A 21753-nucleotide genomic window follows, 5' to 3' on the forward strand; every position below is an offset into this window, starting at 1 on the left:
CGCTATTTCGCAGCGATGCGCTCCGCCTCCTCGCCGAGCGCCTTGATGCGATCCTTGACCTCGCGCAGCGTGGCGAGGCCGCTTTCGACGTGCTTGTCGGAGACGTCGCGCAACACGTCGCCGGCGATCGCGTCGCGCAAACTGTCGAGATCGTCGACGAGACGACGCCCGCTCCGGGTCAGGAACAGGCGATTGGCACGGCGATCCCTGGGATCGGGCCGGCGTTCGAGCAGGCCATGCTCGACGAGGCGGTCGAGCAGCCGCACCAGCGAGATCGGTTGCAATTCGAGGACGTCGGCGAGATCGACCTGGGAAAGTCCCTCCTGCTCGCGCAGGCGGAAGAGCACGATCCATTGCGCACGCGTGGTGCCTCGCGCCTTGGCGCGATGATCGATATAATTGCGCAGCAGCCGGGAACTCTCGACAAGCTGCGCGATAAACTGGCGTTTGAGATCGAGCGACATAGGGGTCCTCGGTGCGTTTCCCAGGCGAATTGTTTCTGCTCGTTTCTGACCTAAACCTTTCCAAATGTTTAGGATTCTCAAGCCTTGGTGTGTTTACACATTAAGTGCACGCATATTATATCCGCAAGCTCTGTGAACCGTTTCGATCAGCCTTTATTGTTACGTCGAACCCAAGAGTCCGTATGTCAAAGTCACGCACCATCGGTTGGGTTTTAGTGATCGCTGCGGTCGGCGCCGCCGGTTATTTCGGCTGGCAGAAACACACGAGCAACCAGCAGGCGATCGAAGCCGCCCAGAAGCGCTCCGCCCAACGCCCGGCCGTCCCGGTCAAGATCTCGCCGGTCGAGAAAGCCGACTTCCCGGTCTATCTCACGGGTCTCGGCACCGTGCAGGCATTCAACACCGTCCAGGTCCGCACCCGGGTCGACGGCCAGATCACCAGGATCGCTTTCAAGGAAGGCCAGTTCGTCAAGGCCGGGGACACGCTGGTCGAGATCGATCCGCGGCCCTATCAGGCAACGCTCGACCAGGCCAAGGCCAAGAAGGCCCAGGACGAAGCCAATCTCGCCAACGCCAATCTCGACCTGCAGCGCACCACCAGGCTCGGCGAGTTCGCGACACGCCAGCAGCTCGACACCCAGCGCTCCACGGTGGCGCAGCTGACCGCCCAGATCTCGGCTGACGAGGCCGCCATCTTCAACGCCCAGACCCAGGTGGACTACACCACCGTCAAGTCCCCGATCGACGGCATTGTCGGCCTGCGACTGGTCGATATCGGCAACATCGTCAATGCCTCGGCCCAGACTGGCATTGTCACGATCACCCAGATCGAGCCGATCACGGTGATCTTCACCGCGCCGGAAGACCAGCTGCCGGATATCAAGGCGGCGCTGGCCGTGGCGCCGCCCAAGACCATTGCCCTGACCACCGACGGCAAGCGGGTGCTATCCACGGGAACCCTGGCGCTGATCAACAATCAGGTCGACACGTCAAGCGGGACTGTCCGGCTGAAGGCGGTGTTTGATAACAAGGACCACGCGCTGTGGCCGGGCCAGTCGGTCTCGACCCGCCTTCTGGTCAGAACCTTGAAGGATGCCACCGTCGTCCCGGATGACGCGGTGCAGCATGGCACCGATGGCCTCTACGCGTATTCAGTCAATCAGGAGAACAAGGCCGAGCTTCGCAAGATCAAGGTCAGTCAGTCGATCGACGGCAAGTCGGTGATCGACGAGGGCCTGTCGCCGGGACAGCAGGTGATCACCGCGGGCCAGTACAAGGTCTCGCCGGGAACCCTGGTGACAACGGCGGTGGCGAGCTCGGATCCGTCCCAGTCGAAGGTTGCGCAGGAATGAGCGTCGGCGCCGGAATTTCCGCACCATTCATTCGTTTCCCCATCGGCACCTCGCTGCTGATGGCGGGCATCCTGTTCGTCGGTCTCGTCGCCTATCCCCTGCTGCCGGTCGCGCCGCTGCCGCAGGTCGACTTCCCCACCATCCAGATCACCGCGACCCTGCCCGGCGCCAGCCCGGAAACGATGGCGACATCGGTCGCCCAGCCGCTGGAACGCCAGTTCGCGCAGATCCCCGGCATCGCGCAGATGACCTCGACCAGCTATCTCGGCACGGCGGCGGTCACCATCCAGTTCGACCTCAACCGCAGCATCGACGGCGCCGCCAACGACGTGCAGGCCGCCATCAACGCGGCCAGCGGCCAGTTGCCGAAAACCCTTCCCTCGCCGCCGACCTACCGCAAGGTCAACCCGGCGGACTCGCCGATCATGCTGCTGTCGGCGACATCGGACACGCTGCCGCTGACGACGGTCAGCGATGCCGTCGACGCCCAGCTGGCGCAGCAGATCAGCCAGATCTCGGGCGTTGCGCAGGTCATCATCGGCGGCCAGCAGAAGCCGTCGGTTCGCGTCCAGATCGACCCCGCCAAGCTCGTCGCCAAGGGCCTGTCGCTGGAGGACGTCCGCGCCGCGATCAACATCGCCACCGTCGACAGTCCGAAGGGCAATATCGACGGCGCCACCCGCGCCTACACCATCTACGCCAACGACCAGTTGCTGACGGCGAGCCCGTGGAACGACGTCATCATCGCCTACCGCAATGGCGGGCCGCTGCGGATCCGTGACATCGGCCAGGCCGTCACCGGGCCCGAGGACGCCAAGCAGGCCGCCTGGGCCAACGGCAAGCGCGGCGTATTCCTCGTCATCTTCAAGCAGCCCGGCGCCAACGTCATCGACACCGTCGACAAGATCAAGGCGACGCTGCCCCGGCTGGTCGCCGCGATCCCGCCGGCGATCAAGATCGACGTCATCAGCGACCGCACCACCACGATCCGCGCTGCGGTCGAGGACGTCCAGTTCACCCTGCTGCTGACCATTTTCCTGGTCGTGATGGTGATCTTCGTCTTCCTGCGCAGTTTCTGGGCGACCGTGATCCCGACGGTCACGGTGCCATTGGCGCTGCTCGGCGCCTGCGCGCTGATGTGGGTGTTCGGCTACACGCTCGACAATCTGTCGCTGATGGCGCTGACGATCGCGGTCGGCTTCGTGGTCGACGACGCCATCGTGATGCTGGAGAACATCAGCCGCTACATCGAAGAGGGCGAGAAGCCGATGGCTGCCGCCTTCAAGGGCTCGCAGGAAATCGGCTTCACCATCGTTTCGATCAGCATCTCGCTGGTCGCGGTGCTGATCCCGCTGCTCCTGATGGGCGGCATCATCGGCCGCCTGTTCCGCGAATTCGCGGTCGTGCTCGCGATGACCATCTTCGTCTCGATGTTCGTGTCGCTGACGCTGACCCCGATGATGGCCTCGCGCTTCCTGCGCGCCCACAATGACGAGAAGCACGGCCGGTTCTACCAGCTCAGCGAGCGCGGCTTCGACGCCATGCTGCGCGGCTATCAGAGCGTGCTCGACCTCGCTTTGCGCTGGAAGTTCACGACGTTGATGATCTTCTTCGGGACGCTGGCGCTGTCAGTCTACCTGTTCGTCGTCATCCCGAAGGGCTTCTTCCCGCAGCAGGACGTCGGCCTGATCACCGCGACCTCGGAAGCCAACCAGGACATCTCCTTCGCCGACATGAAGCGGAAGCAGGAGGAACTCGGCAAGATCGTGCAGCAGGATCCCGCGGTGGCGACGGTGGCGATGGCGATCGGCGGCAGCGGCCGCGCCGGCAACAACGGCGCGATGTACATCACGCTGAAGCCGCTGAAGGATCGCGACGCCAACGCGCAGCAGGTCATCGCCCGGCTGCGGCCGAAGCTGGAGAAGGTCGAGGGTGCCCGGCTGTTCATGCAGGCGGCGCAGGACGTCCGCCTCGGCGGCCGCCCGACCCGCACCCAGTTCGAATTCACGCTGCAGGATGCCAACCTCGCCGAATTGAACGAATGGGCGCCGAAGATTCTCGGCAAGATGCAGACGCTGCCGCAGCTGCGCGACGTCGCCACCGACCAGCAGACCAACGGCACCACGCTCGAATTGAAGATCAACCGCGACACCGCCTCGCGCTATGGCATCCAGCCGCAGCTGATCGACGACACGCTCTATGACGCGTTCGGCCAGCGCCAGGTGACGCAGTACTTCACCCAGCTCAACAGCTACCACGTCATCCTCGAGGTGTTGCCGGAGCTCCAGGGCGCGATCGACACGCTGAACAAGATCTACATCAAGTCTCCGCTGACCGGCGAACAGGTGCCGATCTCGACCTTCGCGACCTGGACCAGCGTGCCGGTACGGCCGCTCTCGATCAGCCACCAGGGCCAGTTCCCGGCGATCACCATCTCGTTCAACCTGGCGCAGGGTGTTGCGCTCGGCCAGGCGACGGAAGCGGTGCAGAAGGCGATGGTCGACCTTGGCGCGCCGCCGACACTGAGCTCGAGCTTCCAGGGTACCGCGCAGGCGTTCCAGCAATCGCTGTCGACCGTCCCGCTGTTGATCCTCGCGGCGCTCGTGGTCGTCTACCTGATCCTCGGCATTCTCTATGAGAGCTACATCCACCCGATCACGATTCTGTCGACGCTGCCGTCGGCCGGCGTCGGCGCGCTCGCGATCCTGATGGCGGCCGGCTTCGACTTCTCGCTGATCGCGCTGATCGGCATCATCCTGTTGATCGGCATCGTGAAGAAGAACGGCATCATGATGGTCGACTTCGCGATCGCGGCCGAGCGCGACCAGCACATGGAGCCGGTGGCGGCGATCCGCCAGGCCGCCCTGCTCCGCTTCCGCCCGATCATGATGACGACGATGGCCGCTTTGCTCGGCGGCGTGCCGCTGATGCTAGGGACCGGCACCGGCTCGGAAATCCGCCAGCCGCTCGGCTACGCCATGGTCGGCGGCCTGATCGTCAGCCAGGCGCTGACGCTGTTCACGACGCCGGTCGTCTATCTCTATCTCGACAGGCTCTCCAACGCGTTTGCCAACTGGGGCCGCTCGCCGCCCGCCGACCACGACGCTGACGACAGCGAGCATGGATCGGTCAAGGAGGCCGCCGAGTGACTTGACTTTGCCGGCATCCCGGCACATCCGAAAGATGTCCATTTCGGAGCCGGTACCGTGAAGATTGTCGCAAAGTCGCTCTTCGTCCTGTTCACCGTGTTCGGCATAGCCCACTCCGGCCACGCCCAGACGGCCAAGAGCAAGAACGCGCCCACTCCGGCAGCTGCGCCCGCGGCTCCTCAGGGTGATACAGCAGCCCCCAACAACTCCGGCTGGGTCGCGCGCTGTACCAGTGCGAGCCGCGACGCTCCGCTCGAATGCGCGATGGAACAGACCGCGGTGCTCACCAAGACCGGCCAGCTCATCGTGCTGGTCAATATCCGCGTTCCCGGCGACACCCGCACGCCGGTGGCGCTGATCCAGCTTCCACTCGGATTGAACCTGCCTGTCGGCGCCAAGCTGCAGGTCGACGACGGCAAGGCCGTCGACGTGCCGATCCAGACTTGCGAGGCGCGCGGCTGCTACATCAATACGCCGATCGCCGCCGATGTCCTGACCCAGCTGAAATCGGGCAAGCAGCTGAAGGTGTCGTTCCAGAATCTCGGCAAGGAAACCATCTCCATCCCGATGCCGCTCGCCGATTTCGCGACGGTCTACGACAAGATCAAGTAACGCCGCGCAGTTATCGCTCCCGCTTGTAGAGGAACGCGTTGTCCGGCTGCGGCATGCCGATGGTCTTGTAGAACCCAATCGAGTCCGGCGCCGACAACAGCAGGCACATCGATTCAGGTCCGGCGAGGCGCCGCGTTTCCGCGATCAAACGCTTGCCGATGCCATGTCCCTGGTACCCGCGATCGACCGCAAGGTCCGACAAATAGCAGCAATAGGCGAAATCGGTCAGCGCGCGCGACACGCCGACCAACTTGCCCGCCTTCCGCGCCGTCACGATCAGATTCGCATTGGCGATCATGCGCTCCATCCGGTCGGTATCCGCCAGCGGTCGCCGCTCGCCGAGGCCCGACTGCCGCAGCACCTCGATGAACTCATCGACGCCGATCGACGCTTCGCGGGCATAGAGAATTTCGTCCATCAGCCTAAACCTCTGGTGCAACGAGCCGGACCACACGCGCGAGACCATGGTGGATTACGCCGGACCAATCCACCCTCATGCCGTGATGGCACACATACGACTGGACCTCCGTCGGCAGCTGCAGCCGGCAATCTCGTCGGGATTTGAGAGGCTGATTCACGCCACCGAGGCGGATTGGCTGGGGAACCTGGATTCGAACCAAGACAAACAGAGTCAGAGTCTGTTGTGCTACCGTTACACCATTCCCCAAGAATCGTCCGTGGTATCAATAGCTTAGCTGGATGACTGGACATCTCGGTGCAGCGGGTTCGCCTGCCAAACCAGCGCCCGCGCGAGTGCGACCTTCTACCCGCTTGGTCCCACGCTTGGCAAGCATTGTTGGCGAGGAATGGGCGTGAAAATCGCGGCCCGAAGGCCTGCCCACCAAGCCTCAGTACAGCCCACCCGTCCCTGACCGCATCACGGCCCGATCGGCGTCCGGCGAAATGCCCTGCTGGGTGCCGTCGATCACATCGGTACCGGCGACCATCCCGGGATCATTGACCGGCGGCGCCTGGCCCGGCTTGAAGGCTTCGAGCACCACGCCCCTGTTCTGACCGGGCGCGGCGCGCTGGCCGGTCTTGGCATCGACCAGGACCAGCCGGATGCCGACCGGCTGCTTGAACGGGGTGGCGGGCTTGTCGGCCAGCGCGAGCTTGAGGAAGTCGCGCGCGATCGGCGCCGCGGTGTGGCCGGCCTGCGCGTTGCGGCCGAGCGAGCGCGGCTTGTCGTAGCCGACATAGAGACCGACCACGAGGTCCGGCGAGAAGCCGACGAACCAGAGATCCTTGGCCTCGTTCGAGGTGCCGGTCTTGCCGGCGAGCGGCTTGCCGACGTCCTTCAGCGCGGTGCCGGTACCGGCCTGAATCACGCCCTCCATCAGCGAGGTGATCTGGTAGGCGGACATCGCGTCGAGCACCCGCTCGCGGCGGTCGACGAGCTGCGGCTCCGGCTGGTTCTTCCAGCCCTCCGGCGCGTCGCAGCCGCGACATTCGCGCTGATCGTGCTTGAAGATGGTGTGGCCGTAGCGGTCCTGGATGCGGTCGATCAAGGTCGGCTTCACGCGGACGCCGCCATTGGCGATCATCGAATAGGCCGTGGCCATCCGCATCACCGTGGTTTCGCCGGCGCCGAGCGCGTAGGCGAGATAGTTCGGCAACTCGTCATAGACGCCGAAGCGCTTTGCATATTCGCCGATCAGCGGCATGCCGATTTCCTGCGCCAGCCGCACGGTCACCGTGTTGAGCGAGAGCCGCAGCGCGTTGCGCAGCGTCACCTGGCCCTGATACTTGCCGGTCGAGAAGTTTTCGGGCCGCCAGATGTTGCCCTGCCCCTGGTCGATCTCGATCGGGGCGTCGATCATCATGGTCGATCCGGTGTAGCCGTTGTCGAGCGCCGACGAATAGACGATCGGCTTGAAGGTCGAGCCGGGCTGCCGATAGGCCTGCGTCGCGCGGTTGAACTGGCTCTGGTCGAACGAGAAGCCGCCGACCATCGCCAGCACGCGGCCGGTGTGCGGATCCATCGCCACCATCGCACCCGACAGTTCGGGGATCTGGCGCAGCCGGTACTGGCCTTCGATGCGCTGGCCGTCCTTGCTGAAGAGCGGGTCGGCGTAGATCACGTCGCCGGGCTGCAGCACCTGCGCCACCGATGTCGGCGTCTTGCCCTTGCTCTTGGCCCAGCGCACGCCGTCCATCGTGATGATGCCGGTCTCGCGCTGCTTGCTGATGGCGCCGCCGAGCTCGCGGCCCGGCTGGAATCCGATCCGCGCCGACTGGTCGTTGCTCTCCAGCACCACCGCCATCCGCCACGGCGAGATGTCGGACAGCGACTTGATCTCGGCGAGCGGCACGCCCCAGTCACTGGTCAGGTCGAGCTTCTGGATCGCACCGCGATAGCCCTGCTGCTCGTCATAGTTCACGAGCCCAGCCACCATGGCCTTGCGCGCCATCACCTGGATCTTGGGATCGAGCGTGGTGCGCACCGACAGGCCGCCCTCATAGAGCTTCTTCTCGCCATAGCGCTCGAAGATGTCGCGGCGGACTTCTTCCGAGAAGTATTCGCCGGCGAAGGTGTGCGCGCCATTGCTGCGGTTGGTGACGGTCAGCGGCTCCTTGCGCGCCTTGTCGGCGTCGGCCGCGGTGATCCAGCCGTTCTCCTGGAGGCGGTCGATCACGTAGTTGCGGCGCTCGACGGCGCGCGCGCGGTTGCGCACCGGATGCAGGCTGGCCGGCATTTTCGGCAGCGCCGCCAGATAGGCCGCTTCCGCGACCGTCAGCTCATTGACGGACTTGTCGAAATACACCAGCGAGGCCGCCGCGATGCCGTAGGCGCCAAGGCCGAGATAGATTTCGTTGAGATAGAGCTCGAGGATCTTGTCCTTGGAGTAAGCCCGCTCGATTCGCATCGCCAGCAAGGCTTCCTTGATCTTGCGGGTGAACGACACCTCGTTGGTCAGAAGGAAGTTCTTGGCGACCTGCTGGGTGATTGTCGAGGCGCCCTGCGGCCGCCGGTTGGAACCGAAGTTCTGGATGTAGGCGACACCGGCGCGCGCCATGCCGGTGTAGTCGACGCCGCCATGCTCGTAGAAATTCTTGTCCTCGGCGGCGAGGAACGCGTTGATCACGAGCTTCGGCACTGCCTGGATCGGCAGATAAAGCCTGCGCTCCTTGGCGTATTCGCCGAGCAGCGAGCCGTCGGCCGCGTGCACGCGGGTCATCACCGGCGGCTCGTAGTTCTGGAGCTGCGAATACTCGGGCAGGTCCTTGGAGAAATGCCAGAACAGCCCTGCGACCGCGGCCAGACCAGCCAGGAACAGGATGGTGCCTGCGGTGAACAGGAACCCGAAGAACCGCAACAGAAATTTCATCGACCAGATTTCCGTGGCGAATACGTCGCTCGTTCTGAGCGCGCTGCGTGCCACTTAGGCCGCCCGGTATATCGGTCGCTCCATGGACCTGCAATTCAACACCGGAGAATTAAAGCAAGCCAGGCGTCAAACTTATGCCATAGAGCCCGGCTCGCGCCCGCAGCCAAATCGGCAGACCTCGCCGACTAGCAGCGCCCCGCGGAGGCTGCATCGATCTCCGCTGTAGCGCTGCGCGCTTCGCGCACCGCGCCTGATAGCGCTGCGGTCTCGATACGCTTGCGCGGAGAGCACGTTCCGAAAGAAAAGCGCGGGCCGGACGGATCGATTCCCCGATCCGGCCGACGATTTGGGTGCTGCGACATCAGAAACCGGTGGACAGCGCCGGCGCGCCAATCACATTAAGGATTTGTTAACTATAACTACCGCAAGTTGTTGGCATACACCGACTCGCGACGGGCTGATTTGGATGGCACTGCGCGGATTTAAACGGCCATTTACGGCCGACCCTAACGTTCTTGGATTTCCAAGACCACCCGCATCGGCCATGGGCACAGAAGCCTTGGACCTCGTCTACCAGGCGGCGGATTTGTTCCGCAGCATCGAGGACAGGGCTCGCGCCGGCGAAGCGCGCGCCGAGGCCGCCGAACAGGCGCAGCTCGAAATCATTGCCGCCACCGAGCGCAAATTGAGGGATGCGTCGCGGGCGCTTGAGGAAGCCCGACGGCGCATCGAGTCCCAACAGGAGCAACTCGATGCGGCCGAATTCCGCGCCCAGGCCGCCGAAGCCGAGGCGCGCGAAGCCAAGCAATCCCTGGCTCTGATCGAAGACGCGATCCGCCGGCGCCTGCTGCTGACCAGCGGGCAAAAGGACGGCAGGTCGACCGCCGTCGCCTGACCGCAGCACGGATCAATTGGAGCGGCAGCCCGCACGAGCGGAGCGACATGCGGGAGCTCAACAAGACCCGGATGTCGCTTCGCTCATCCGGGCTACGGATTGTCGCTAGCTAGCCGTCACCATCAATAGCCCGCGGCGAGCCCCGAATTGCGGCGCGGGTCGTTCGCGCCATAGAAGCGGTTGCTGCCGACCGGCTTGCCGCCCAGCGACGGCGCGCCGATGATAATCACCGCGAGGTGGTTGGCCGGATGCGGCGGGCCGAATTTGTGGCCCATGCCCTCCAGGATCTTCCGCGTATCCGGCGACAGCGTGTAGTCCTCGAGGTTGGTCGCCTCGGGGAGCCACTGCTGGTGGAAGCGCGGCATGTCCACGGCCTCCTGCGCGTTCATGCCGTAGTCGATGGCGTTGATCATCGTCAGCAGCACGGCGGTGATGATGCGGCTGCCGCCCGGGGTGCCCATCACGATGACCGGCTTGCCGTCCTTGGAGACGATGGTCGGGCTCATCGAGGACAGCGGACGCTTGCCGGGGACGATCGCGTTGGCCTCCCCCTGCACCAGCCCATACAGGTTCGGCACGCCGACCTTGGCGGTGAAGTCGTCCATCTCGTCGTTCAGCAGCACGCCGGTCCTGGCCGCCGTCACCTTGGCACCGAACCAGTCGTTCAGCGTGTAGGTGACCGACACCGCGTTGCCGTCCTTGTCGGCAATCGAATAGTGCGTGGTGTTGCTGCCCTCATGCGGCGGAACGCCGGGCTTGATGTCCCTGGACACACCGGCCTTGGCCGGGTCGATCGCGGCACGGATCTTCGCGGCGTAGGTCTTGTCGAGTAGGCGCTCGAGCGGATTTTTCACGAAGTCCGGATCGCCGAGATAGCTGTTGCGATCGACGTAAGCGTGGCGCATCGCCTCGATCTGGTAGTGCACCGCTTGCGCCGAGTGGTAGCCGAGCTCCTTCAGCGGATAGCCCTCGAGGATGTTGAGCATCTCGCAGATCACCACACCGCCCGAACTGGGCGGCGGCGCCGAGACCACGTGGTAACCGCGATAGTCACATTCGACCGGCGCCAGCTCGCGAACCCTGTAGTTGTCTAGATCCTCCTGCGTCAGCAGTCCCTTGCCGGCCTGGCTCGCGGCGACGATCGCAGCACCAACCCAGCCCTTGTAGAAGCCATCACTGCCGCGCTTGCTGATCTCGCGCAGCGTCTCGGCGAGCTCATGCTGCGTCAGCCGTTCGCCGACCTGGAACGGCTTGCCGTTGTTGAGGAAGATCGCGGCCGAGGCCGGATCGTCCTGAAAGTCCTTGGTCGAGGTCTGCAGCATGCTGACGTCGCCCTGGTCGAGCACAAAACCATCCTCCGCCAGTTGCAGCGCCGGCGCGATGACGTCAGCGCGCTTCATTGTGCCGTATTTCTCGCGCGCATACTCCATCCCGGCCACCGAGCCCGGTACGCCGACAGCGAGATGCCCCTTGGTCGAAAGGCCGGGGATAACGTTGCCGTCCTTGTCGAGATACATGTCGGCTGTGGCGCCTTTCGGCGCGGTCTCGCGGAAATCCAGGAAGGTCTTGCGGCCATCGGCGAACTGGATGGTCATGAACCCGCCGCCACCGAGATTGCCGGCGGCGGGATAGGCCACCGCAAGCGCGTAACCAACGGCGACCGCCGCATCGACCGCATTGCCGCCCCGCTTCAACACCTCGACGCCGACCTGGGTCGCGAGATGCTGCGCGGAGACCACCATGCCGTTCTCGGCAGCGGCCGGCGCAACCGAGGCTGCGCGACCGGGCGCAGCCGACGCGATGCTGATCGAGACGAGCGCGGCGACCATCCATCGCGCGCCTGCCGTTGGATTTTGCATGGAAGTCTCCCCGGGGAATGCCGGCCTGTCGCGGCTTGCGGTGCTATCTCAACGCGTACATCTAGCAGGCCGCACGCGCGCGCACTATAGGCCCGCGCGGTCCCCGCCGCCTGCCCGCAGCCGGCTGTGCCGTCTGCCATAGGCCGCATAGATCACAAGCCCGATCATTAGCCACACCGCGAGCCTGATCCAAGTGTCGAGCGGCAGGCCGAACATCAGGAACAGCGAGGTTGCAGCGGCGGCGGGGGCCACCAGCCAGATCGCCGGCGCCTTGAACGGACGCGGCAATTCCGGATCGCGCACGCGCAGCACCAGCGTGCCGATCGAGACCACCGTGAACGCGAACAGCGTGCCGATCGAGACCAGTTCGCCGACCAGCCCGATCGGCAACAGCCCACCGAGAAGAGCGGCCACGGTGCCGGCGAAGATGGTCGAGACATAGGGGGTCTGGAAGCGCGGATGGATCTTAGCGGCAAAGCCCGGCAGCAATCCGTCATGCGCCATGGCGCGAAAGATCCGCGGTTGCGCCAGCAGCATGATGAGGATCACCGATGTCAATCCGAACAGGATGCCGAGCTTGATGAACGGACCGAGCCAGCCGATACCGATCGCATCGATGCCGACCGCGATCGGATCGGGCACGCTGAGCCGGTCATAGGGCACGATGCCGGTCAGCACGAATCCGACCGCGACATAGAGCGCGGCGCAGATCACGAGCGAGCCGAGAATGCCGATCGGCATGTCGCGCTCCGGCGTCTTCGCTTCCTGCGCCGCGGTCGAGATCGCGTCGAAGCCGATATAGGCGAAGAACACCACCGCCGCGCCGCGGACCACGCCGGACCAGCCGAACACGCCAGGACCGGCATTCGGCGGGATCAGCGCGCCCTCCGGGTTGCTCGCCGTCACCCAGTTCGCCAGCGTCACCGAGGAAGCCGCGGTGGCGAGAAACAGCGCGATCACGACGAGCTTGACCACGACGACGAAGCTGGTGAAGCGCGCGGACTCGCGAATGCCGACCACCAGCAGCGTGGTCACGAAGGCGATGATCGCCATCGACGGGATGTTGATGACCGCACCGGTCGACGACCACGCGCCGGTGTTGACGTCGTAGGCGAGCGGCGCCGAGGTGAATTGCGGCGGCAGGTCGACGCCAAAATCGCGCATCAGACTGACGAAATAGCCGGACCACCCGACCGAGACCGCGATCGCGCCGACCGCGTATTCGAGGATCAGATCCCAGCCGATGATCCAGGCGATCAGTTCGCCGAGCGTGGCATAGGCATAGGTGTAGGCGCTGCCGCAGATCGGCACCGTCGACGACATCTCGGCGTAGCACAGGCCGGCGAAGGCGCAGGCCACCGCACCAATCATGAAGGAGAGCGTGACCGCGGGACCGGCATTGGCGGCGGCCGCGTGGCCCGTCAGCACGAAGATGCCGGCGCCGATGATGCCGCCGATACCGAGCGTGACCAGTTGCAACGCCGACAGCGACCGCCTGAAGATCGGCGTCTCCGCGTCGCCATCGGCCCGCGCCGCCTCCCGCAACAGGTCCGAGGTCGACTTTCGGTCCCAGAAACCGGCCAGAGCATCTGTCACGCCGGGTGTCCTCCGCCGCTCGGGTCCGGCGGGACCCGACACGATCGGCGGACTATAACGCGCCTAACGTCCAGTCGTTCGGGCGCCGGGCGAATGCCGGCGCCCTTATCCACCGCCAAGCGCGGTACAGGGCCTTATCGGCAGGGATGGCGGCGGCCGTCGCGGCCAAGGAAGGTACCGGACGCCGGATCGAATGAACGGTAACGCGCGCAGGCGGAAGATGGCTCCGCCGCGGACATGGCGCCGTAGGCGTTCGCCGGATTGCTGCCGCGCTGCGCGGCCTCCTGGGCCTCGCCCCATGGCGTCAGGGCGCCGCCGTTGATCGCGCTGCGCCCGGGATTTTGCGCGTCGAAATATGCCGGCTCCGACATCTGGGCCGCGACCGGCGTAAACGTCATTCCCACGAGCAGCACAGCGGCTGCGACTGCCCATGACCTGGTCATGCGGCCTCTCCTATCGATCAATAAACGTGTGCCGGATGACGGCCGAGCCGCCCCCAAACGGAGATAGGGACGGCAATCCTCCAGGCACAGGGGCCACGACGTCACGATGCTGCGAGCCAGCCGGCCGTGCCTGCCGCTCAGTGGTTGTGCACGTCCGGCCGCGGATCGGAGACGAAGCCGTCGCGGTTCGGCATCTTGACGGCGGCGAGCGACTTGGCGTCGAGCACCGCATTGGCCGGCACGATGCCGTTCAGGCTGAGGATGTAGGCGGAAACCGCGTAGACGTCCTCATTGCTCAGCGACTGCGGCGCGTTCTGCGGCATCGCGCGGCGGATGTAGTCGAACAGCGTCGGCGCATAGGGCCAATAGCTGCCGACGGTGCGGATCGGCTTGAGACTCGCCAGCGTGCCCTGTCCGCCGACCAGGCGGTCGCCGACGCCGCCCTGCCCGTTGTCGCCGTGGCACGCCGCGCATTGCTCGCTGAACACCGTGCGGCCGCGCTCGACGCTGCCGTTGCCCGGCGGCAGGTTGGAGCCGTCACGGCCGATATCGATGTTCCAGCCGCCGATCTCGACAGGCGTTGCCGCACGCCCGATGCCAAAGCGATCCTCGGCCTGCCCGGCAGTCGCGAGCATCGCGATCGCACTCACGAGGAACGCCGCCTTGAGCTTACGCCTGGCCATTGGTCACCTCACCATTCGCATCGATGCGCCAGGGCCAGATCGCGTTGTTGTGGTAGAACGAGTTGAGACCGCGCACCTTGACCAATTCCGCCAGCGTCGGCTGGACGTATCCGGTCTCGTCGACGGCGCGGCTCTGGATCACGGCGGGTTTGCCGTCCCAATGCCAGGGCAAGCGGAAACGCGTGAGCGCGCGCGTCAACACCGGCTCCTGCAATTCGGCCTGCTGCCAGCTCTTGCCCTCGTCGAGCGAGACCTCGACGCTCTTGACCTTGCCGTGACCGCTCCAGGCGATGCCGGTAATCTCGTGAAAGCCCTGCGCGGTCAGCTTCTGCCCGCCGGACGGCCGCGTGATGATCGACTTGGCTTCCATATAGAAGGTGAATTCGCGCGACGTGCCGTCGGGCATCGGATCGGTGTATTTCGAGGTCTCCTCGCGCGAATAGGCCGGCTCGGCGACGACCTTGAGCCGGCGCAGCCACTTCACGTTCATGTTGCCCTCGAAGCCGGGCAGCAACAGGCGCAGCGGATAGCCCTGCTGCGGGCGCAGCCGCTCGCCATTCTGGCTGTAGACCAGCATGGCGTCGTCGAGGCATTTCTCGATCGGAATCGAGCGCGTCAACGCCGCCGCGTCGGCGCCTTCGGCCACGATCCATTTGGCACCCGCCTGCAGGCCCGCCTCGTCCAGCACCGTCTTGAGCGGCACGCCGGTCCATTCCGCACAGCTCAGCAGGCCGACGAGGTCGGAGGCCGTCTTGCCGTACGGCTTGGTGTAGACCGGATTGCCGGAGCACTCGAGGAAGTGGATGCGCGACTGCGACGGAAAGCGGCGGATGTCCTCCATCGTGAACACCAGCGGGCGATCGACCATGCCATGCAGCACCAGCCGGTGCTCGGCCGGGTCGATGGTCGGCACGCCGCCATGGTGGCGTTCGTAGAACAAACCGTTCGGCGTGATGATGCCGTCGAGCTCCTGCAGCGGCGTGCGGCCCGAAGCGGAGATGTATTGCGGCAGCGTCTTCGAGATGTTCTTGACGACAGCCTTCTCGTGAACCGACGGCGTGCCATAGGGCTGGCTTCCCATCGGGTCGCCGGGCGCTTTCATCCATTCCGGCACATTGGGCGGAAGATTATTCCCCTGTTCGGCAAGCGCGGTAGAACCGGCAACTCCCGATATGGCGGAGCCACCGGCCAGTGCTGCGCCGGCCTGAAGGAATCGCCTGCGAGACGCCTCTCGCACGCGCTTGTCCGTCGTGTGTTCGCTCATCGACGTTTTCCTCTGACGTTACCAGAGCATGATCCGGAAAAGTGCGAAGCGGTTTTCCGAAAAGATCATGCCAGGACAACAATCCAAAGCGCGATGGCGATTCATCGGGCTTTGGTGCAGCCTAACACCAAAGGGCTGAGGCGAGGCAATGCTCTATCGCGCAGAGCTGCATCGACAGCGCGTCGTGGCCGCTGCTTACCGGTCCTGACCTGCGTTGCCACTCACATCCGTTCGCCGGGCAATTGACTGGCTTGCTTCACCCACGCGGTGAACTGGGCTTCGTCGAGCTCGTCGTTCTCGTGAATGTCGAGATAGCGCGTGTGCTGCTGCTTGGACTCGCCCGGCGGCACCGGATGCAGCGACGCACCGCGAAAGAAAGCCACCTTGACGTAGCGCGTGAAGACATGGATGCCGAGGAACCAGCCGTCGCCTTCCATGCCGTAGAGCGGCGAGTTCCACTTCACCGCCTTGTGCACGCCGGGGACGGCACGCACGATGAGCGCGTCAAGCTTGCGCCCGACGTCGCGCTTCCACCCGGGCATCGCGGCGATATAGGCTTGCACCGGAGCATCGCCATAGCCTTTTGCGATCTGCGGATTGCTGCCCGCGAGCAGACGCGGCTTTGCAGAGCCACGCTTCGCGGCGCTCTTTTTCGCCCCCTTCGCCGACGTCTTTCGCGTCTTGCCAGCCATTGTGCCCGCTCTCACCGGTTCAAATTTCGCGCGGCGCAGCGTCCGCCGCCGCGAACCGGATCATATCGGTTGCGCGTCGGCGCTGTCGTCAGCGACCGCGGGTGTTCGCGGCGGCGTATCGACGCGCTCGGGCGGCCTTCGTGCGGCGGTCTCGCATCTAGTCGATCACGGGCGGGGTGCCGTGGGTGTGAAACGACTCGATCGTCTTCAACCCCCACGCCTGTCCCTTCCTGCGCTCTTCCTCGGTCCACACGATCGGCTTCCAGTCCGGCGCGAGGATCAGGCGTGCGCCGGCGTTGGCGACCTCGACGCGGTTGCCGCCGGGTTCATAGACATAGAGGAAGAAGGTCTGCTGGATCGCGTGCTTGTGCGGCCCGGTCTCGATATGCACCCCGTGCTCGAGAAAAATATCCGCGGCCCGCAGGATCTCCTCGCGGCTGTCGAGCGCGTAGGTAACATGGTGAAACCGGCCGGGCTTGCCGTAATGGTCGCGCGTATAGGCGAAGTCGTAGCTCTTGTTCGACATCGTCATCCACATCGCGGCTTCCGTGCCGTCGTTGAGCACGATCTGCTCGGTGGTGCGGCAGCCGAGGTAGTCTTCGAAGAACAGACGGTTGGCCTTGATGTCGACCGCAAGGCAATTGAGATGGTCAAGCCGGCGGACATTGACGCCGCGCGCCGGAAAGCGCTGCGCCTGGTTTTTCAGCGCGGGCTTCAGCTCGGCCGGCGCCTCGTACCACTCGGTCTCGTAATAGAGCTCGATGACATGGCCGTCGGGATCGCGGCAGCGGAATGCCGGCCCCTGCCCCATGTCACCGTCGATCCAGCCGATATCGAAGCCCGAGCCCTTCAGCGCGGTAACGCGGCGTTCGAGCGCCTGCGGGCTGCGCGCCCGCAGCGCCATGTGCTCCATCCCCGAAGTCTTCGACGCCGTCAGCTTCAGCGAATAGCGCTCGTAATCGTCCCAGCCGCGCAGATAGACCGACTCGCCCTTGCGGCCGCTGACGGTCATGCCCATGACGTCGACAAAGAATTTCAGGCTCTCGTCCGGCTTCGGCGTCAAAAGCTCCATGTGCCCGAGATGCGCGAGATCGAAGATCGGTTCCGGCTGCATGGACGGTCTCCCTCCGCGACGACGCCGGATCGACGACTTGCGGTTGGACAGGTGAGCGGCGCGCCGATTTGTACTAGTGTACAAATGATTAGGTCCCGTCAACAAATTACTGGCGACGGCAATTGCGCTCGCAGGGCATTCCGTGGCCGGAATCACCTCGTGAAAGCGGTCAAGGCAGGCGTCAGGCGACCGAGACAGCCTTCTCGTGATCCGACGACAGGAGCTTGCGGATTTCAGCCGATGACACCGGCCGGCTGAACAGATAGCCCTGCATCTCGGTGCAGCCGAGGATGCGCAGCAGGTTGCGCTGCTGCTCGGTCTCGACGCCCTCCGCGGTCGTGGTCATGTCGCTGGCAGCGGCGATGTTGACGACGGCCTGGACGATCGTGGACGACGCGCCGGTCCCGGCGAGATCCTTGATGAAGGCGCGATCGATCTTGATCTTGTCGAAGGGGAAGCGCTGCAGATAGCTCAGCGAGGAATAGCCGGTGCCGAAATCGTCGAGCGCGATACGGACGCCGAGTTCGCGCAGCTGATGCAGGATATCGAGCGCAGCCTCGTCGTCGCGGATCAGCACCGCCTCGGTGATCTCGAGCTCGAGCCGCGAAGGTGCCAGACCTGTCGCGGCGAGCGCGGCGGCGACGTTGAGTGCCAGCGTCTGGCTCTTGAACTGGATCGGAGACACGTTGACCGCGACATGAACATGCTCCGGCCAGTTCATCGCCTCGCGGCACGCGGTGTTGAGCACCCAGTGACCGAGATCGTTGATCAGGCCGGTGTCCTCGGCGATCGGGATGAAATCCGCCGGCGAGATGGTGCCGCGTTCGGGATGACGCCAGCGCACCAGCGCCTCGCAGCAACTGACCTGGCCCTCCTCGAGATGGAGCAGCGGCTGATAGTGCAGCTCGAAGCTGCCGTCGGCGATCGCCTGGCGCAGCTCGAGCTCGAGGCTGCGCCGCGCCTTGGCGCGTGCATCCATGCCGGTCTCGAAGAACCGGTAGGTGCGGCGGCCGTCGCTCTTGGCTCCGTAGAGCGCGAGGTCGGCATTGCGCAGCAATTGATCGATGTCGAGGCCGTCGGCGGGCGCAACGGCGATGCCGATGCTGGCATCGGTGGTGATCAGATGCCCGCTGCAGTCGATCGGCCGGCGGATCGCCTGATAGATCGCAGCGAGGAGCTGCATGGTCTCGGTCTGATCGCGGACGGCGGTCTGGATCACGGCAAACTCGTCGCCGCCGAGCCGCGCCGCGACGTCGGTGTCCCCAACGCAGCCGCGCAGGCGGTCGGCGATCGCCCTGAGCAATTCGTCGCCGATCTGATGGCCGAGCGCGTCGTTGACGGCCTTGAACTCGTCGATGTCGATATACATGACCGCGAGCTGCTGATCCGGCCGGATCGCCTTCAGCGCCCGCTCCAGGCGTTCGCGGAACAGCACGCGGTTCGGCAGGTCGGTCAGCGCATCATAGTGCGCCATGTGGGCGATCTTGTTCTCGGTGCGCGCACGCTCGGTGACATCCTGGATGGTCGCCACCCAGCCGCCTTCCGGCAGCGGCTTGTTGACGATCTCGATCGCGCGCCCGCCCGGCGCCTGCGTCAGCTGACGCGTGGCGCGGCCAAGCTTCACGTTGCCGATGATGGCGTCGCAGAAGTCGTCGACATCGCCGTCGAACGAGCCCGTCTCCTGTCTATGCGCAATCAGCCGGTGCATCGTGCAGCCGGGCTTGGCGACGTCGGGCGAAAGCCCGAACATCTCGATGTAGGGGCGGTTGCAGATGATGATGCGCGCCGATGCATCGTAGAGCACGAGGCCCTGCGGAATGTTGTTCACGGCGGTTATGAGATTGCGACGTTCGGTGGCGAGCCGCTCGTCGGAGATTTCGTGCCGCTTGAGCAACAGGAAGACGATCACGGCCATGATCGCGAATGCCGCCATCAGCAGGCCTTCGCGCTCACTCCATTGCGCGGTCGCGCTTCCGAGCAGGCTGCCGACCAACAGGCCGGCACAGAACGCCAGCCCCTTGGTCGAGCCAGCATCGGCATTTCCTGACGATGAATTGCGGTGTTCGATGCGCACGCTGATCTCTCCCAGGGCGCGGCATCGTTACGCAGCACAAATGGAAAGGTCGTTACAACTCGCAGTTAGCAATCGGTTACGCGATACCGGGCGACAGCGTATGACAAATCGCGCCCATTGCCCCGTAAACCTACGGAGCTGCCGATGCACTCCTCAGAGATGGTGAATCCCGCCTTAACGGAAAAACCGGGAAACAAACGCGGCTGTGCCGGAAAGCGACGATTCCACCGCCGATGCGCGCGACAGCGCATAATCTCCCGGTACGACAGAAACAAATCGTCACCGGGAAGGTGTAGATTTAGCCGATGCGGAACCCCGGCGATTTAACGGTTTTTCCAATCCCGGGCGGGCATATTGGTCCGGACATTTAGATTTTGAGAACGAGCCAGGCTGGAACTGTGACACCCTTCGGACGTGTGATCTCTGTGCGCGGCTCGCAGGCCCGGGTTGGGCTGCTGGCGGGCGGCCAGATGCAACTTTCAGAGATGCGAGCGACCGTCGGCCGGTTCGTCAGTATCCGCTGCGCGAGCTCGGTCATCGTCGCCATGATCACCGAAGTGACGTGCGAGAACCTGCCGGCGTCCGACGAATACATGGCGACCGCCTCGGTCGACCTGCTGGGCGAGATCCTGGGCGGCGACCGCCCGAAATTCCAGCGCGGTGTCACCCACTATCCGACCATCGGCGACAGCACCGATCTGATCACGAACCAGGAGCTGCGCACGGTCTATGCGCCGAGCGGCTCGGACCAGATCAATGTCGGCACGCTGCAGCAGGATCGTTCTGTCATCGCCTATGTCGACGTCGAGGAGATGCTGTCCAAGCACTTCGCGGTGCTCGGCTCGACCGGCGTCGGCAAGTCGACCGGCGTGTCGCTGCTGCTCAACGAGATCCTGAAGTCGCGGCCGAACCTGCGCATCTTCCTGCTCGACGTGCACAACGAATACGGCCGCTGCTTCGGCGAGCGCGCGCAGGTGCTCAACCCGCGGAACCTGAAGCTGCCGTTCTGGCTGTTCAACTTCGAAGAGATCGTCGACGTGCTGTTCGGCGGCCGGCCCGGCGTGCCCGAGGAGCTCGACATTCTCGCCGAAGTGATCCCGATGGCGAAGGGCATCTACACCCAGTACCAGAACTCCGACCGGGTCGGTCTCGGGCTGAAGCGCATTGACCCCAAGCAGGTCGGCTACACCGTCGATACGCCGGTGCCCTATCGTCTGGTCGACCTGATCTCGCTGATCGACGAGCGCATGGGCAAGCTGGAGAACCGCTCCTCGCGCATCATCTATCACAAGCTGATCTCGCGCATCGACGCGGTGCGCAACGATCCGCGCTACGCCTTCATGTTCGACAATGCCAATGTCGGCGGCGATACCATGGCCGAGGTGATCAGCCATCTGTTCCGCCTGCCCGCCAACGGCAAGCCGATGACGATCATGCAGCTCGCCGGCTTCCCCGCCGAAGTCGTCGACTCCGTGGTGTCGGTGCTGTGCCGCATGGCGTTCGATTTCGGGCTGTGGAGCGACGGCGTCTCGCCGATGCTGTTCGTCTGCGAGGAAGCGCACCGCTACGCCTCGGCCGACCGCAATATCGGCTTCGGGCCGACCCGCAAGGCGGTGTCGCGCATCGCCAAGGAAGGCCGCAAATACGGCGTCTATCTCGGCCTGATCACCCAGCGTCCGGCCGAGCTCGACGCGACCATCATCTCTCAGTGCAACACGCTGTTCACGATGCGCCTCGCCAACGACCGCGACCAGGCGCTGCTGCGCTCCGCCGTCTCGGACGCCGCCGCCAACCTGCTGTCCTTCGTGCCCTCGCTCGGCACCCGCGAGGTGCTGGCGTTCGGCGAAGGCGTGGCGCTGCCGACCCGGCTGCGCTTCAAGGAGGTGCCGCCGCACCAGCTGCCGCGCGGCGAGGCCACCATCGCCACGGTACCGTCGGTCACCGCCGGCCATGACATGCATTTCGTCAGCGCCGTGCTGGAGCGCTGGCGCGGCGCCACCTCGCATCGCGATAGCCCGAGCAGCGACGCCAACTTCAACTCTGCGGCGCCGGCGCGCAGCATGGCGCCGGCCGAGGCGCCGATGCTGCAGCCCTCGCTCGGCCTCGATCCGGACCGCTTCTCGCTGCTGAAGAGGCCGCTGCGTTAGCCGAATTCCGCCAAGGCGCCGATGCGCCTTGCGCCCAAGGCGTCATCCACTATGGTCTCGCGTGACGCCGCATCCAGGCG

16 protein-coding genes and 1 tRNA gene are annotated in these 21753 nt (G+C 64.9%); 5 read left to right on the forward strand and 12 right to left on the reverse strand.

Features of this window, described 5'->3' with window-relative positions; all coding sequences use genetic code 11:
* Window positions 1-2 precede the first annotated feature (2 nt).
* A complete protein-coding gene (locus tag J2R78_RS40295) occupies window positions 3-464 on the reverse strand; it encodes a MarR family winged helix-turn-helix transcriptional regulator (protein WP_016841339.1) in 462 nt (153 codons plus the stop codon).
* 182 nt (window positions 465-646) lie between these two features.
* On the opposite strand from J2R78_RS40295, the gene J2R78_RS40300 reads away from it, so the two are divergent.
* Genes J2R78_RS40300 through J2R78_RS40310 form a run of 3 tightly spaced genes read left to right on the forward strand, consistent with a single transcriptional unit; the run spans window position 647 to window position 5577 of the window.
* Complete coding sequence (locus tag J2R78_RS40300; protein ID WP_253609143.1) at window positions 647-1816, forward strand: efflux RND transporter periplasmic adaptor subunit; 1170 nt, start codon at window positions 647-649, stop codon at window positions 1814-1816.
* Entirely contained in the window at window positions 1813-4965 is a 3153-nt protein-coding gene (locus J2R78_RS40305) for an efflux RND transporter permease subunit (protein ID WP_092085529.1), read from the forward strand. The genes J2R78_RS40300 and J2R78_RS40305 overlap by 4 nt, the downstream gene beginning before the upstream one ends.
* 57 nt (window positions 4966-5022) lie before the next feature.
* On the forward strand, window positions 5023-5577 hold the full coding sequence (locus J2R78_RS40310) for an invasion associated locus B family protein (protein WP_253609144.1): 555 nt from the start codon (window positions 5023-5025) through the stop codon (window positions 5575-5577).
* Window positions 5578-5587: 10 nt separating this feature from the next.
* On the opposite strand, the gene J2R78_RS40315 is transcribed toward J2R78_RS40310, so the two are convergent.
* From J2R78_RS40315 to J2R78_RS40325, 3 genes are all read right to left on the reverse strand, one after another.
* Window positions 5588-5995, reverse strand: coding sequence for a GNAT family N-acetyltransferase (locus J2R78_RS40315; RefSeq protein WP_018271115.1), 408 nt, complete (start codon window positions 5993-5995; stop codon window positions 5588-5590).
* Between the two features lie 175 nt (window positions 5996-6170).
* Window positions 6171-6244, reverse strand: a tRNA-Gln gene (locus tag J2R78_RS40320).
* A gap of 181 nt (window positions 6245-6425) precedes the next feature.
* The gene (locus J2R78_RS40325; protein ID WP_253609145.1) at window positions 6426-8906 is read right to left on the reverse strand and encodes a penicillin-binding protein 1A; all 2481 of its coding nucleotides are present in this window, start codon (window positions 8904-8906) and stop codon (window positions 6426-6428) included.
* A gap of 466 nt (window positions 8907-9372) precedes the next feature.
* On the opposite strand from J2R78_RS40325, the gene J2R78_RS40330 reads away from it, so the two are divergent.
* On the forward strand, window positions 9373-9801 hold the full coding sequence (locus tag J2R78_RS40330) for a hypothetical protein (protein ID WP_253609146.1): 429 nt from the start codon (window positions 9373-9375) through the stop codon (window positions 9799-9801).
* A 122-nt stretch (window positions 9802-9923) separates the two neighbouring features.
* On the opposite strand, the gene ggt is transcribed toward J2R78_RS40330, so the two are convergent.
* From ggt to J2R78_RS40370, 8 genes are all read right to left on the reverse strand, one after another.
* Window positions 9924-11660: a gamma-glutamyltransferase gene (ggt, locus tag J2R78_RS40335; protein WP_253609147.1), complete on the reverse strand. Its 1737-nt coding sequence runs from the start codon at window positions 11658-11660 to the stop codon at window positions 9924-9926.
* Between the two features lie 84 nt (window positions 11661-11744).
* Complete coding sequence (locus J2R78_RS40340) at window positions 11745-13256, reverse strand: amino acid permease (protein WP_253609148.1); 1512 nt, start codon at window positions 13254-13256, stop codon at window positions 11745-11747.
* A 134-nt stretch (window positions 13257-13390) separates the two neighbouring features.
* The gene (locus J2R78_RS40345; protein ID WP_253609149.1) at window positions 13391-13699 is read right to left on the reverse strand and encodes a BA14K family protein; all 309 of its coding nucleotides are present in this window, start codon (window positions 13697-13699) and stop codon (window positions 13391-13393) included.
* Window positions 13700-13836: 137 nt separating this feature from the next.
* Complete coding sequence (locus J2R78_RS40350; RefSeq protein ID WP_253610035.1) at window positions 13837-14334, reverse strand: c-type cytochrome; 498 nt, start codon at window positions 14332-14334, stop codon at window positions 13837-13839.
* A 34-nt stretch (window positions 14335-14368) separates the two neighbouring features.
* The gene (soxC, locus tag J2R78_RS40355) at window positions 14369-15646 is read right to left on the reverse strand and encodes a sulfite dehydrogenase (protein WP_253609150.1); all 1278 of its coding nucleotides are present in this window, start codon (window positions 15644-15646) and stop codon (window positions 14369-14371) included.
* Window positions 15647-15867: 221 nt separating this feature from the next.
* Window positions 15868-16338, reverse strand: a complete 471-nt coding sequence (locus J2R78_RS40360; RefSeq protein WP_253609151.1) for a DUF1801 domain-containing protein — start codon at window positions 16336-16338, stop codon at window positions 15868-15870.
* A gap of 157 nt (window positions 16339-16495) precedes the next feature.
* Window positions 16496-17452: a catechol 2,3-dioxygenase gene (locus tag J2R78_RS40365; RefSeq protein ID WP_253609152.1), complete on the reverse strand. Its 957-nt coding sequence runs from the start codon at window positions 17450-17452 to the stop codon at window positions 16496-16498.
* Between the two features lie 181 nt (window positions 17453-17633).
* Window positions 17634-19526, reverse strand: coding sequence for an EAL domain-containing protein (locus tag J2R78_RS40370; protein WP_309145032.1), 1893 nt, complete (start codon window positions 19524-19526; stop codon window positions 17634-17636).
* A gap of 398 nt (window positions 19527-19924) precedes the next feature.
* Here J2R78_RS40370 and J2R78_RS40375 point away from each other — a divergent pair, with 398 nt between their 5' ends.
* Entirely contained in the window at window positions 19925-21673 is a 1749-nt protein-coding gene (locus J2R78_RS40375; protein ID WP_253609153.1) for an ATP-binding protein, read from the forward strand.
* The last annotated feature ends 80 nt before the right edge of the window (window positions 21674-21753 follow it).

It is taken from the genome of Bradyrhizobium sp. USDA 4538, from assembly GCF_024171045.1.
GTDB classification, from domain to species: domain Bacteria; phylum Pseudomonadota; class Alphaproteobacteria; order Rhizobiales; family Xanthobacteraceae; genus Bradyrhizobium; species Bradyrhizobium australafricanum.

Coding starts and splice junctions, on each gene's coding strand:
- J2R78_RS40345 (WP_253609149.1), bottom strand. CDS start 13,699: ATGACCAGGTCATGGGCAGTCGCAGCCGCTGTGCTGCTCGTGGGAATG.
- ggt (WP_253609147.1), bottom strand. CDS start 11,660: ATGCAAAATCCAACGGCAGGCGCGCGATGGATGGTCGCCGCGCTCGTC.
- soxC (WP_253609150.1), bottom strand. CDS start 15,646: ATGAGCGAACACACGACGGACAAGCGCGTGCGAGAGGCGTCTCGCAGG.
- J2R78_RS40295 (WP_016841339.1), bottom strand. CDS start 464: ATGTCGCTCGATCTCAAACGCCAGTTTATCGCGCAGCTTGTCGAGAGT.
- J2R78_RS40330 (WP_253609146.1), top strand. CDS start 9,373: ATGGCACTGCGCGGATTTAAACGGCCATTTACGGCCGACCCTAACGTT.
- J2R78_RS40360 (WP_253609151.1), bottom strand. CDS start 16,338: ATGGCTGGCAAGACGCGAAAGACGTCGGCGAAGGGGGCGAAAAAGAGC.
- J2R78_RS40365 (WP_253609152.1), bottom strand. CDS start 17,452: ATGCAGCCGGAACCGATCTTCGATCTCGCGCATCTCGGGCACATGGAG.
- J2R78_RS40350 (WP_253610035.1), bottom strand. CDS start 14,334: ATGCTCGCGACTGCCGGGCAGGCCGAGGATCGCTTTGGCATCGGGCGT.
- J2R78_RS40325 (WP_253609145.1), bottom strand. CDS start 8,906: ATGAAATTTCTGTTGCGGTTCTTCGGGTTCCTGTTCACCGCAGGCACC.
- J2R78_RS40305 (WP_092085529.1), top strand. CDS start 1,813: ATGAGCGTCGGCGCCGGAATTTCCGCACCATTCATTCGTTTCCCCATC.
- J2R78_RS40300 (WP_253609143.1), top strand. CDS start 647: ATGTCAAAGTCACGCACCATCGGTTGGGTTTTAGTGATCGCTGCGGTC.
- J2R78_RS40315 (WP_018271115.1), bottom strand. CDS start 5,995: ATGGACGAAATTCTCTATGCCCGCGAAGCGTCGATCGGCGTCGATGAG.